The following is a 14,078-nucleotide window of genomic DNA, read 5'->3' as shown; positions in this document are numbered from 1 at the left end:
TTAGACTAAAAGATACTTATTTGCCTGTTTTATAGTGCTTTTGTAAAAAAATATCAACATAATTTATATTGTTTAAAACATGCTTAATTAGCCATGTGAAGTCAAAATCAGGGTTATATGTTAAAGATCAGCTTATGCCATATAAACATACTATTGCTTTAGTAGCATAATAATCATCATAGTCAAAGTCAAATTTAGTGTGCTTTAAATATTCACTAATAAATATTTTTTCATCATCAGCTGAATAATCTAGATCGCTGCAGTGATATGCAATATCAAAATATTTTGAATTCTGTGATGAATATTCAAAGTCAATAAACATTATTTCATTATTGTTAGCCAGCAATATATTTTCACGATTTAGATCGTTGTGGCTTGGAATTTCATTTTTTAAGAATTTAGCAGCTTCTAAAATTTTCTTTTTTACCTCGGTGCTAAATGTTTTATTAAAAAGCTCATGGTCTTTATTTGCTTTATAGTAAAACTTAATTCTTTTAGCAATTTGATTTTTAATAAGCTTTATTTTTGAGCTATGAAGAGTAGCTAATTTTTGAGCAATTTTTAAGCGAATATCACCGTTTTGGAAGTCAATTGGCATTTTATTAATAAAGTGTCTAATAATAACTTCATCATCTTCGTATATAACATTTTCAGTGATGCCAAGATTGCTGAATTTTTCTAATTTATTTAAATGATTAAAGCCATTTTTTTGCTTTTTTTGAATAAATAAGTCATTTTTAACATAGGATAAATTTGTATATCCCTCATGTAATTGAGTTTTATTATCATCTAGCAAAAGATCTTTGTAAATATGTTCATAAGACATTTTAGAAAATTCATTACATACGTATAAGGCTTCTTTATACTTGTTTTGGGAAATTTTGAATTCTTTTTTTACTAAGTTTGAATCAAAGTTCATATGAATTAATGACATAGCATCAAAAAGCGGATTTGCTTTTCTAACTCACTCAAAATCAATTAATTCCACCTCATTTTTTTCATTTATTAATATGTTTTTTAAATTTAAATCACAGTGGCAAGTGACTAAAGGCACTTCATTATTGTACTTTTCTACATATGTTTGGTACTTTTTGCTTCCCTTTCCATAGTAAAAAAGATCAATTGCAGGCAAATCAATTTTAATTTTATGAAACCCTTTAATTTTATCTATAACAGCTTTTTGTACTTTTAATGTCAAATTAACATTTTCTAAAGTTTTGCCTTCAAATCATTTTCTGACTAATACGCCTTTTTTATAGTAATAAACACCAGGTAACTTATCCATAAATAATGATTCAACCTGATGATCTACTAAATTAGAAATAGGGACTCTTAATTGACAAGTTTTGCCCTCATAATCTACCTTAAAAGTGTAATTATGAAAGCCTTTATAATAAAACTTTATGTTAGAAAGCTTGTTAAGCAAGTCTTTTTCAATTCTAGATTCTAAAAACTCATGTTCATTCATAGCAACTTAATTATATATTTAATATTGCAATGAATAATTAATGAAGAGTTGAAGCTTAAAAAATAAAAACTGCAAAATTTGCAGTCTATTTATCAACATTAGTTTTTAAAATGTCTAAAAATGCTTCTTGTGGCACTTCTACTGAGCCTAGCATCTTCATTTTTTTCTTACCGGCTTTTTGCTTTTCTAAAAGCTTTTTGTATCTACTTATATCAGAGGCATGCAATTTGTGAGTAACATCTTTTCTAAATGCCTTAATTGTTTCACGTGCAATAATTTTTCCACCAATTGTAGCTTGTACTGGCACCTCAAAATTTTGTCTAGGGATAGCATCCTTTAATCTTTTTGTTAGATCTCTAGATTTTTCATATGCTGAATCTTTATGAGTGATAATCGAAAAAGCATCGATTTTGTCGCCATTTAACAGTATGTCTACTTTGACCAAATCACTTGTTTTATAGCCTATTAGGTCATATTCAAATGAAGCATATCCCTTGCTTAAGCTTTTCATTCTATCAAAGAAATCAAATACAATTTCACCTAAAGGCATTTCATAAATTAATCTGCTTCTAGATTCATCAATATAGTCTAGAGACTTATAAATTCCACGCTTATTTTGACACAAGTCCATAATGTTACCAATGTATTCATTAGGTAAGATTATTGTAGCTTCAATATAAGGTTCTTCAATATGATCTATGTATGTTCTATCAGGCATTAATGATGGGTTAGAAATCATTTCAAATGTGCCATTAGTTTTAACAACTTTATATTCAACACTAGGACTAGTTGCAATAATTCCTACTTTGTATTCTCTGCTTAGTCTTTCCTGAATAACGTCCATATGTAGCATGCCTAGAAAACCAACTCTAAAACCAAAACCTAATGCTTTAGAAGTTTCTTGTTCTCAAGTTAGCGAACTATCACTTAATGAAATTTTATCTAAGCTCTTTTTAAGTTCAGCATAGTCTCTAGTATCAATAGGATAAAATCCTGTAAAAAGCACAGGTTTTTTACGTTTATAACCTGGAAGCGGTTCTAGTGCTGGATTTTCAACTAATGTAATAGTGTCACCAACATGCACTTCCTTAGCATCTCTAATTGTAGCAGCTACATAACCTACTTCGCCAGCTTCCAAATACTCTTTTTTAGTTTCCTTAGGATTTCTTACACCTAGCTCAATGACATGATAGTTAGCATTATTTGACATAAATTTAAAATCATCACCAACTTTTAGTTTGCCTTGAAATACTCTAATTAGCATAATAACGCCACGATATTCATCAAAATACGAATCAAAAATCAAAGCTTTTAGTGGTTTAGTATCATCTGCATCTTTTGGTGCAGGAATATAATCAACTATTGCATCTAAAACTTTTTCACAGTTTAGTCCAGTTTTTGCACTCACGCACACTGCATTGTCAGCTGGAATACCAATAATGTTTTCAATTTCTTCTTTAGTTTTCTCAACATTAGCTGAAGGTAAGTCAATTTTGTTAATTATTGGAATAATTTCTAAATTATTTTCTAAGGCTAGATAAACATTGGCAAGAGTCTGAGCTTCAATTCCTTGAGTAGCATCAACTAGTAACAGAGCGCCTTCAGAAGCAGCTAGTGATCTAGAAACTTCATAGGTAAAGTCAACGTGCCCAGGAGTATCAATTAGATGGAAAGTGTAATCTTTGTACTTAATTTGCACTGCATTAAGCTTAATTGTGATTCCTCTTTCTCTTTCTAAGTCCATTTGGTCTAAAAACTGCTCTTCTAAATCTCTAGCAGCTACTGTGTTTGTTAATTCTAGAATCCTATCGGCAAGTGTACTTTTGCCATGATCTATGTGTGCTATTATTGAAAAATTTCTAATTTTGCTCTTGTCCATATTAATACCATCATTTTTTAAATTTAGAAAAATAAAATATTTTTAAATAAATTAATTATATAGTATAGTTATAAATTATGGATTATCAAGAAAGCTTTAAAGAAAAACAATTTATTACTAAAGGGCATACTAATATCTCATATTTGCTTAATGGAATTTTTGTACAAGAGAAAGTATATACAGGTTTTAATCACAAAATTGATTATAAAATATTAGCTAATTTTGACTTTGTGCCTAAATTATTAAGTGATAATAAGGAAAAAATTGAGTGAGAATTTATTAAGGGTACTGAACCTGAATTAACTGATGAAAATATAGTCAAAATTGCTAAAATTTTGCACACTATTCATAATTCAAAACTTAATTTTCCACCATCAAATCATGCTGCTAGAGTTAAGCATTACCGTAAGGTTTTAAAAGAAAAAAATGTAAATATTAAAGCTTTAAATGATTTTTATCGTAACATCAATAAAACCTTAAGTAATATGAACAAAAATGTTCCGTGCCATAATGATTTATGAACTTTTAACCTTGTTTTACAGGATCAAACGGAAAAAATGTTTATTTGTGACTGAGAGTATGCAACTATGGGCGATTCAAATTTTGAATTAGCTTACTTTATCGAAAGTGCTAACTTAAGCAAAGAGCAAGAAAAATTATTTTTAAACTCATATGGCGAGTATGATGAATTATTTTTGCTAAGACATAAAATGCTTGTGAATTATTTAGTTATTTTATGAGCTTATGCACAAGAAACAGTACCTTTTTCAACCAAAGTTTATGAAGAAAGACTTTATAAATATGACAAAGAATTAAGCCAACTTAGAGGATTTTAATTTTTTAAATTAATTTACGGACAAAAACACATTACTAGTATAATTGAGGTAATATGAGCAAGAAAAAAGAAGTTAGATTTAGAGTAAAAGGATTTATAGTACTTACTATATTTTTACTAATGGCAGCCTCTCCATTAATGGCTAATGTTTTTCTCACGCCAAATTCTTCTGAATCAACTGTATGAATTGTTAGATATATTAAACTAACAGCAACAAACATTAAGATGAATTTTGCAACAGCAGAGGATGGAACAGGTGGATTTTTTGTTCATTTTTATAAAGCATACTTCCAAGTTTTAGCTTCTAAATGAGCAAATCTTAGTATTCCTGACATTCTTTTGATAATATTGTCATTTGTTGGTTCTCAGCTTTTCTTGATTTTGTCAATAATTTGATTATTACATGTGCTTATTGCCTATGGAATTTTTAATTTATTTAAAGGAAAATCGTTTATTCTATACTCTTTATTCTCACTACTATTATTTGCAGGTGCAACAGCATTATATGCATTATTGTACTTTGAACCTTTCATGATTAAAAATGTAATAAAATCAGCAGCAAATAGTAACTTAGTTATTTTCGTAAACAAATGATTAATTTGAATATTATCTGGCATTATTATTGCACAACTAATTCTAGTTTGCATTGAATTAGCTACTGTTAGAAGAGTTAATAGCAACATTAGAGCACAAACTTTAGAAATGCAATAGTTTTAAATTTATAGCAAGTTAAAAGCAGCCTAAAATAATGAAACAAAACCAAGGTTTTGTTTTTATTTTCCTATAAAACAGGCATTTTAGTAAATTTTACATACCATTAACTCATTAATTCAGCAGTCAAATAATCTTTTAAAAATTCAATTAATATTAGCAAAATTGAATAATTGCTTTTTTAGAAATATATAATATTACTATTAACAAATTATTAAGGACAAGCTATGGAAAATAAAAATAATAAAACTAAACAATACCAAAGCATTTTGAACAATCTTTTAGATGTTAATCCATCTGATCAAGCCATTTTTACCAAGGTAAATAATAAGTATTGTTTCGATTTTTATTCCCTTTTTGGTCCGGAAGCTTTTGATTTAATTTACTCAAATAAAAATTTTGATATTCCTATTTTGGAAGTTAATTTAATCAGAGTATGCCAGCTTTTAGAAAAAAGCGATGATTATGACGAGACTATAGCAATATTAGAAGAAAATAACTATGAATTAAGTACACAAAGACTTAACCAACTAAAAAAAGATTTTCATTTTACAAAAAACAAAATAATCAATGAAATTAGAGCTAATTTCCAACGTCAGTCTCTAAAATGAAAACTATTTTTAAATAAAGCTAATGAAATAAATGCTGAGACAAATATTTGACCTATGCACCTAGGATTTTTGTTTGTGCAAGTTTCTATTGATGGCAAAAGCGTTTATGCCCCTTTGTTTTTTAAAGAAGTGTACTTAGAAATTAGAAATGCTAGACCATTTTTAATTTCTAATGGAGATATTAAGCCTAATGAAAAGCTTTTATTTTTACTTAACAATGCCGGTTTTGACCTAGAAGTAACTGACAATTATGGTGACTGAAGCATAAAAGAATTAATAAAAAATTTACATGAGCTCTGAGGGCAAATTTATGAGCTTAAAGTGAATTTAAATTCATCATTTATTTCTCTAAGTGCTGAAGAAATTATTAATGAATCACTACAATTTGCAGGTGGCGTAGTTCTAGGCCTTTTTCAGCCTTCTGGTGGCTATATTAGAAACAGAATGCTTGAAATAATCAATAACAATGAGCTTAACAAAATTTTGCAAGTTGAATTTAACAAAAACATCTATAAGAAAAGGATAAACAACATTTTGTTTAATCCTAAAACAAGCATTTTTAAAATAGCAGCTACTAATTATTCGCAAGATAGAGCTATTGCAAGTGCACTTAATCAAAATACAATTATTTGAGGACCTCCAGGAACTGGTAAAAGTCAGACAATAGTTAACATACTAACTAATGTTTTGGTATATTCTAAAACTGCAATAGTTTGTTCACAAAAAAAGGCTGCTTTGGAAGTTATTAGAAACAGAATGGGTACACTAAAAATCTTTTGCTTGTTTATGCTTAATTCAAAAAACATGAACAAAAAATCATTTTACGAGCCAATCAAAGAATATCTAGATTATTTAGAAAATTATGAAGAAGTTGATAATCTAAAACCTTTAAGAATCATTACAAATGATGAAATAAATTTTGTTAATAACATCCAAATGATCTCTAATGATAAAAGATTTAATCATGCACTTAGTTTAATTAACCCAATTAATAAAGCGGGCTCGAGTCTTACTAATGAGCTATGAGAGAAAATTATTAATTTGCCTGAAACTATCAAATATCCAATGAAATTTAAATTTTCAAGTGCCTGAGAGCTAAGAAAATTTATGCTTAAGGAGAATAACTTAAGTTTTAAAATATACAAGAAAAATTATTGACTAATTAGTAAATTATCAAGACAATTATTTGACGAATTTAACAATTTTACAGGTAATTTGGATGAAATTGTAAGACTTAAGAAGAATTTAACACCATCTGATTTTGATTATATAAAAAGTCTTGCAAACATTTTGCCTAATTATGATAATGAGCAAACTAGCGATCAAAATGAACTTAAACGTTTTATAACTAAAAATATCATTAATTCAATTATGCAATTTAATGATGACGAAAAAGCTGAATATACTGAATTTGCTGCCACTGCAAGACTTGCTATTATTGAGCCATATAAGTTTATGAAGCGCTTTTCGAATATGATCAAAAAGCTTTTCCCAATAATAATTGTCACACCTGAAGCAGACTTATCTGCCTGAAATAAAGGTGAATTGGACTATGGAATACTTGATGAATCTAGCCAAATTTTTATTGAAAAAGGCTTGCCAGTATTATATTTATCAGAAATAAAAGTTCTAGCAGGCGATGATCAGCAAATGAAACCAAGCAACTGATTTGGTGTTAGAGTAACTGACGAAGAAACTATTTTTGGTAAAGTTGATTCAATGCTTGATTTTGCTAAAGGAGTTGGAGTTTACAATATCTTACTAGATAAAAACTACCGGTCAAACTATGCTTCTTTAATGACTTTTAGTAGTAAATACTTTTATAACAGCTCGCTTGATGTAATTGATACTAATTTAAATAAGAAAAATTACCAATCAATTGAAGTTATTGATGCTAATGGTGTATGAGAAGATAATAAAAATGAAATTGAAGCTAATTTAGCAATTAAAATTGCTAATGAAAACTTAGATAAATATGACAAGATCATTTTATTATGTTTTAATGCTAAACAACAAGATTATATAACTACTAAAATTTTTAGACAAGAGTCAAATTTGGAAAATGCAATAATTGAAGGCAAGTTACTTTTAAGAAATATTGAAAATATTCAAGGTGATGAAGCCGGCTTAGTCATAGCTTCTATAGCGTATGATAGCAGTGTTTTATTCCACTCAACATATGTTGGACGTCCTGGCGGCAAAAATGCATTAAATGTTGCAATATCTAGAGCTAAAGACAAAATGATAGTGCTTAAAAGCCTTAATTCAAGCGATGTCAGCGTGCTAACTGGCAATGAAGATGTTTATGTTTTTAAAAAATGATTAGAGTTTTTAGAGCTAGATTCTAAAGAAAAACAAGAGTTTGTCTCTAATGATAATTTTGCCCAAAGTGAGCTAAATACAGAGGCAGAAGCTAAAAAGCCTGAGTTTCAAATTGAGCTAGAAGAATCAATTAATGACTTAATTAAAGACTATGATAGTATGACACTTGCAAGCAATGAAGCTATTGGTACACTAAAAATTGATTATATTTTAAAGCACAATAATAAAAATATAATGTGCTTTATAATTGATAATTATGAGTATCAAGGTGATATAGAAAAGTACATATTGCAAAAAGACTTATATAAGTTTATAAAGAGTAAAAAATATAATATTTATTTAGTTAATAGTCTAAGTTGAGCTGTAGCTAAAAACAAAATTTATGATGAAATAATTCATTATATTGAAAACAGCGTGGTTAATAATAATGAATTTACAGATAGTTATGATAATGAATTATCTGACGATAAAGCCTATAAAACAGGCCAATTTGACAGTTTTAATAACCTAAATAACCATGTTAGTCAAACTTATGCATTAGAAACAGAATTGCAATACCAAAACAATAATACAAGCAATATAAGCTCAGAATCATCAGAACTTACAAATGGCGATATAGATAATACAGACAATTTACCAATCGAGGAATCGTTTGAGGAAAATGTTAAAAAATGAGAGCAAATTTTAAGTAGAGAAACAATAATTGATACTGCAGTTATTGATCAAAAAGAGTAACAAAAGCAAGAAACAAAAAGGCTTGCTTTTGTTTTTTTTGTTGCTTAAATAAAAAAGCAGATAGCAATCTATCCACTTTTTAAATTATTCAGAATCTCTTGCAATAGCAATTAGTTGTGAAAACACTTGAGGTTCATTAATAGCTAGTTCTGATAACATTTTACGGTTAATAGTAATGTTTGATTTCTTAAGACCATTAATAAATTTTGAATAAGATAAGCCTTCTAATCTAACAGCAGCACTTATACGAGAAATTCATAGTTTTCTATAGTCTCTTTTAACTTGTTTACGGTCTCTAAAAGCGTATGTTCAAGACTTAACAACAGCTTGTTTAGCAACTTTATATCCGATTGACTTGTGTCCAAAATAACCTTTAGCTAGTTTTATTCATTTCTTTCTTCTAGCTCTTGTAACTGTTCCACCTTTTACTCTCATAATATTACCTTCTTAATAAAAAATTATTAAATTAATGCCTTGAATCTCTTTAGGTCAGAACTGTGCATTTGCGCAGATTTACGAGATTGACGTTTTTGTTTTGTGGTTTTATTTTGGGCTAAATGTGAACGATAAGCTTGCTCACGGATAACTTTGCCAGTTGCTGTTACTTTAATTCTTTTCTTAAGAGCGCTTTTAGTCTTCATCTTTGGCATCTTTTGCTCCTTTATCATCATCAGAATCTCTTGAACTTGAATCAGATGATTTATTTTCAACTATATTATGTTCTCTTTTGTATTTATTAACTTTGACCTTATTAGGTTGGAGATACATATCAAGAAAACGCTCGCCAATTATTTCAGGTTCTTTTGTTTTTTCAGCTACAGCTTCTACTAATTCATAAAATTTATTCATTATAGTGTAGCCTAATTCAGGTCTAGTTATTTCACGACCTCTAAATTTCAAACTAACCTTGATTCTGTCGCCATCTAATAAGAACTCAAATGCTTTTCTAGCTTTAGTTTTTAAATCATGATCACCAGTCATTGCTGTTAATCTAATTTGACGATTTTGAATTATTGTTTGTTTTTCCTTAGCAGCCTTTTGCTTCTTTTTACGCTCATATTTAAACTTACCATAGTCTAAAATTCTTGCAATTGGCTTTGGCTCAACAGCAATTAGAACTAAATCCATTTTGCTGTCTTTAGCTATTTCAATGGCTTCAAAGGTATTTTTAACACCTATTTTTTCGCCATCAGCACCAATCAAGAACACTTTTTGAAAAGGTATGTTTTCATTAATCATGTGTTCTTGTTCAGGCTTCTTTATTTTCTTGAAATTTTGTATAATAACTCCTTAGTTTTTTTGATAAAAATTAAACATAAAAATAAAGTGATTCTCATCACTTCTATCTACAAAAAACATCATTGATATTTTTAATTGTAGCTAGAACCCAAGGCTATGGCCATCAGGTGAGAATTTAATCTACTTCTGCAATTAAATATTGCTATAGTATTTTAACATAAACATCATAATTTAATATCGCAAAATAATAGATTTTTTCTTCAATAAATTATCATAACAAAACTGCATAGTCAGCTTAAATAAATTAGTGCATAATAAGGTGCTTAAAACTAACATGCAAATAAATTTTGTAATAAAATATAGTAATTGTAGAATTTGTTATATGATACTTAATCATAGGAAAAAAAGGAGCTTTTATGAATAGAAAATTAATCAATTCATTTATAGCTGGTGGTTTATCAATTTCATTGGTTTTTGCTTCTGCACAATGTGGAAAATTAAAGGAATTTAAAAGTCCTGAAGCTGAAAAATTTAATAAAGAATTCAGATATAAGGCTATTGCTGGAATTAAGAATATTTTTGTTGAAAAAAAGCATGCTTACTCACTTAGTCAAGCGCTTAAATTTGAAGATAGTACCAACAAATGAATTTTTGGAAATGACAAGACAGATTTTGAAATTAAATCACAGATATCAAATGTTTTTATTTTAAATTCAACAGCATTTAATGACTTTAAGAAAAAAAATATTAAAGAACCTAAAAATATTGATAAAAAGCAGCTTGCTAAATTAGAAAAAAAGGCTCAAGAGGCGCACAAAAAAGAAGTTAAAGACTTTGACAAAGAATTTAGCAAAGCAAAGTTAGTTATTCTTGAAAACATATTCAAAATCTTTGAAGAAAAATTCAATGAAATTTCAAAAAATGAAACCAAACAAAAAGCACATACTAAGCAAATTAAAAAAATAGACGACGCTGTTAAGGAATTAAAAGCAAGTCTTAAAGGTGAAGGTGATAAAGCCTCAGCATATGAAAAGATTTTAACAAGCGAAAACTGAGAAGCACTTTTAAAATTAATAAAAGCTTAAATAATCTAAAAACCAATAGCACTATAAAACAAAGCTATTGGTTTTTATAATTCATGCAATACTCAAGCAATAATTCTTTTGATTCTGGATGATGTATAGCGCTTTGAGGTACATTTTTCAACAAAAGAATTATAGTCAGGTTGCTCAATGTTTTTTATTATTAAGTTTTCTAATCCTTCAGAAACAACCGGACAATCTTTTATTTTCTCTTTGTTATTTAACACCTTTTTTTGGAATGTTTTGTATAAGAATGCAACCGATTTAGGGGTTCTTTTAAACACCATTGGCGAAAAATTTGATATGTCTTTTTTTTCATAAATCATTTTTCTTAATAATGATGCTGATGCATAAATGTCATTAGGTTCATCAGAATGAAAGCCAACATTTCTTTCTATTGAGTATGGAATAATAGGTAAATTATTGTTAACAATTGTCTTGATATATTCAAAAGCCAAAATATCATTTGGCATAATAAAATTATGACTAAACAATATGCTTATTGCCATTGAAGAAGCTTTTGGGAAGCTAATTTTTTCCTTTTTTTGTAATGTTTTAACTAGCTGATAAAACTCTTTTTCCTTTTCTTTTAGTCCTTTGGCAATCGAAATCATTAATTCGACATTATTTGACTCTGAGCCAAAAACTAACTTATCAATTTTTCCTTTTTTATATAGCTTCATAACTGCATTATGAGCAAATACATGTGCAGCTTGTACTGTTTCTTCAAAACTTAGTTTTAGTACTTTACTAACGCCATATTTTTTAGCAACTCTAGCGCGCTTTGAAAATGAAGCCACTGATAGCTCCCCTCTTTGGGTAAATTTATCGCTCATAACCACAACAATTTTTTCATTTGGGAATTTGCTTTTTATTCATTCAATTTGCCTAATATGGCCATTGTGAAAAGGATTATATTCAACAACAATGCCAACAGCCATTTTTTTCCTTTCGTGCTATAAATAAGCCATTTTAGTTAAAGACAATAATGTCTTGATAATATGTAAAACCAGCATCATTGAGTGGTTTTGTGTAAAAGTATTGAACAATTATCTTTTCATAGTCATTTATAAAAAGATAATTTGTTTCATTTTGTCTTACAATTAAAAGATCATCAACTGATCTAAGCAGAGCAAACTGTTCAGTTTTATTAAATTGGGAATTTATTTTGTTAATAAATTCTGATTTAAATGTCTTTATGTCTTTAGAGTAAGTATTTAATAGTGATTTTAGATTAAGTGCTTTATTACTGCTTAATATGCTATTTATTCAATCTTCACTTATCAATTCATTTAAAATTTTTTTAATTTTTAATATTTCATCATAAAAAGGAGGTTTATCTGTCCTTTTATCATAATAGTGCTGTAAAACAGCAATATTAGTCAAAATTGATGCATTTTCTAGCTCTAGTAAAGCAAGTAAATTTTCTGCATAAGAATTATTTACTAATGAATATGAATTATATGAATAAATGTAGTTTGATTCTTCTAAGCCAACATATTCATATGATGGATTTAGTCTGTCATCTAATGCTTTTATAAACAAAATCAACTTTTGATAATAGTTGTCTATTCTCAGCGATTTTTGATTAAAAACAGGTATAACTCATTCAATTTTCTGACTTTTCAATGCATTATTTTCATCATAGAATTTATCTAGCAGTTTTTTCATCAAATCTTTAAACAAGTTTCAATTGTTAGTTTTAAGTTGTTTATTAACATCTAATATTTTGTTTCCATCATATGAATCGTTTTTGAGATCTAAATTATTGTTTAAAAAGTCAGAAAACTCAATTGTTTTTGTTTTGAATTCACTGCCATTATGGTAGTTGAATCTTATTCTATTTATGTCATTAATTAAATTAAACAAGTAATCACCACTGTTAGCTTCAGTGTCAAAATATAGCGACTGAGGCATAAATGAGTTTCAATATGCACTATTTCCAAGCAACATAGTTGCTGTATATTGATTCATTAAATTATTAATGATATTCAAAAATGTCAGTGATCTAGGAGAGTAAAGATTTATAAAACTATTTCTGTTTAAGTCTTTTTTATAGGTATTAAAGACAAGTTTAGCAAAAGCATCATTTGCCTCAAAATCTTTATTTAAGTTTTGATTATAGAAGTATTTGTTGACATTTTCATTGCTTTTTTTAGTAAAGGCAAATGAAAGCCCATAAATTTTAGGATTATTTTCAATATCCTCTTTTTGAGCATCATTAAATAAATTATAACTAGCTTCTGAAATAAGGTTTTGCCTATAGGCATTATAAGTTTGTAATCTAAAAGTTGGTTCATCAATTGGAACAGGATTGAACTTTAGTATAACTTTTTTTAAAGTTTTATCATCATTTACAAATGATTGCTTAGCATAAAAATTATTTTTTATATAAACAGCTTTATCTATTCCAAAGCTATTTAGTATATAAGGGCTAGCAAATAAGGCATTATTATCGGTTGCTTTAGTTGAAAATAATGGCATAAAAATCATATTGTTAGCCAATACTTTTGTCACAAAATGATCCATCTTGCTTTTGTTACTATTAGAATTTACAAATGTAAGTGGCGATTCAGATTTAAGTTGTTCAATTTCATATTCATTTGTAATATTTTGCAACTCGCCAAAATTGTTTTTGTAATTATAAGAGTTTCAAAAATGTTCATTTTTGACTAATGTGCCTGTTTTATTGCCGTTTTTGTCAACAAAATGTATGCCATCTTTAAGAATAAAATCTACTTTTTTAGCATTTTTTAGATGCTTAATAAACAATGGATTGTTAATATTTCCTTCTTCATCAGTTGTTACATTAACAATGCCTGTATCGCTAAGCTTTGAATATGGCTTAACTGAATCTTTAGAATATTCAATAACTTTGCCATCAAAAAGTGTTATGTTTATTTTTTGAGCTAATTCAAACTCCAAATATTTGTTAGTTACACTGAAAAACTTTTTGTTAAGATTGTCAAATTTTGCTTTTCCTGAAGTTTTTCATCTAATTAAAGGAGCGCTAAGCAATGATTCGTGATCAGTTTCTACTGGTTTATTACTGTTAGTTATAACGCTTTTGATGTAATTAGGTTCATTTATTGACTTTATATATTCAAATCTACTTCTATCATTTCTTATGTTACAACTAACAGCTATTGCAGGAAGGGTAAAAATTGGTAAAAGCGACAATATTTTTTTACTCATA

General features: G+C 27.9%; 11 protein-coding genes. 4 read left to right on the top strand and 7 right to left on the bottom strand.

Annotated elements, in window-relative coordinates:
- Positions 1–16 precede the first annotated feature (16 nt).
- Both MAGB_RS00605 and lepA read right to left on the bottom strand, forming a co-directional pair.
- On the bottom strand, positions 17–1,468 hold the full coding sequence (locus tag MAGB_RS00605) for a phosphotransferase (protein ID WP_004023895.1): 1,452 nt from the start codon (positions 1,466–1,468) through the stop codon (positions 17–19).
- 85 nt (positions 1,469–1,553) lie between these two features.
- On the bottom strand, positions 1,554–3,347 hold the full coding sequence (lepA, locus tag MAGB_RS00600) for a translation elongation factor 4 (RefSeq protein ID WP_004023894.1): 1,794 nt from the start codon (positions 3,345–3,347) through the stop codon (positions 1,554–1,556).
- A gap of 77 nt (positions 3,348–3,424) precedes the next feature.
- Here lepA and MAGB_RS00595 point away from each other — a divergent pair, with 77 nt between their 5' ends.
- The 3 genes from MAGB_RS00595 to MAGB_RS00585 all read left to right on the top strand — a co-directional run bounded on the left by MAGB_RS00595 (position 3,425) and on the right by MAGB_RS00585 (position 8,561).
- Positions 3,425–4,183, top strand: a complete 759-nt coding sequence (locus MAGB_RS00595; RefSeq protein WP_004023893.1) for a phosphotransferase — start codon at positions 3,425–3,427, stop codon at positions 4,181–4,183.
- A gap of 53 nt (positions 4,184–4,236) precedes the next feature.
- Positions 4,237–4,893, top strand: coding sequence for a hypothetical protein (locus MAGB_RS00590; RefSeq protein ID WP_004023892.1), 657 nt, complete (start codon positions 4,237–4,239; stop codon positions 4,891–4,893).
- Between the two features lie 227 nt (positions 4,894–5,120).
- Positions 5,121–8,561 carry a DEAD/DEAH box helicase gene (locus MAGB_RS00585; protein WP_004023891.1) on the top strand — a complete coding sequence of 1,147 codons (3,441 nt, stop codon included), beginning with the start codon at positions 5,121–5,123 and terminating at the stop codon, positions 8,559–8,561.
- Between the two features lie 84 nt (positions 8,562–8,645).
- Here the strand turns inward: MAGB_RS00585 and rplT are convergent, their stop codons facing one another.
- Genes rplT through infC form a run of 3 tightly spaced genes read right to left on the bottom strand, consistent with a single transcriptional unit; the run spans position 8,646 to position 9,800 of the window.
- A complete protein-coding gene (rplT, locus tag MAGB_RS00580; RefSeq protein ID WP_004023890.1) occupies positions 8,646–8,996 on the bottom strand; it encodes a 50S ribosomal protein L20 in 351 nt (116 codons plus the stop codon).
- Between the two features lie 26 nt (positions 8,997–9,022).
- Positions 9,023–9,211 carry a 50S ribosomal protein L35 gene (gene rpmI, locus MAGB_RS00575; RefSeq protein ID WP_004023889.1) on the bottom strand — a complete coding sequence of 63 codons (189 nt, stop codon included), beginning with the start codon at positions 9,209–9,211 and terminating at the stop codon, positions 9,023–9,025.
- A complete protein-coding gene (infC, locus tag MAGB_RS00570; protein WP_004023888.1) occupies positions 9,192–9,800 on the bottom strand; it encodes a translation initiation factor IF-3 in 609 nt (202 codons plus the stop codon). The genes rpmI and infC overlap by 20 nt, the downstream gene beginning before the upstream one ends.
- Before the next feature lie 416 nt (positions 9,801–10,216).
- On the opposite strand from infC, the gene MAGB_RS00565 reads away from it, so the two are divergent.
- Entirely contained in the window at positions 10,217–10,885 is a 669-nt protein-coding gene (locus tag MAGB_RS00565; RefSeq protein ID WP_004023887.1) for an MAG4740 family lipoprotein, read from the top strand.
- A gap of 44 nt (positions 10,886–10,929) precedes the next feature.
- On the opposite strand, the gene MAGB_RS00560 is transcribed toward MAGB_RS00565, so the two are convergent.
- Positions 10,930–11,823 carry a nucleotidyltransferase gene (locus tag MAGB_RS00560; RefSeq protein WP_004023886.1) on the bottom strand — a complete coding sequence of 298 codons (894 nt, stop codon included), beginning with the start codon at positions 11,821–11,823 and terminating at the stop codon, positions 10,930–10,932.
- A 31-nt stretch (positions 11,824–11,854) separates the two neighbouring features.
- A complete protein-coding gene (locus MAGB_RS00555) occupies positions 11,855–14,077 on the bottom strand; it encodes an OppA family ABC transporter substrate-binding lipoprotein (protein ID WP_004023885.1) in 2,223 nt (740 codons plus the stop codon).
- Between the last annotated feature and the right edge of the window lies 1 nt (position 14,078).

This window comes from Mycoplasmopsis agalactiae 14628, from assembly GCF_000266865.1.
In the GTDB taxonomy this organism is placed as follows: domain Bacteria; phylum Bacillota_I; class Bacilli_A; order Mycoplasmatales; family Metamycoplasmataceae; genus Mycoplasmopsis; species Mycoplasmopsis agalactiae_A.
This window is presented reverse-complemented; position numbering and strand designations above follow the sequence as displayed.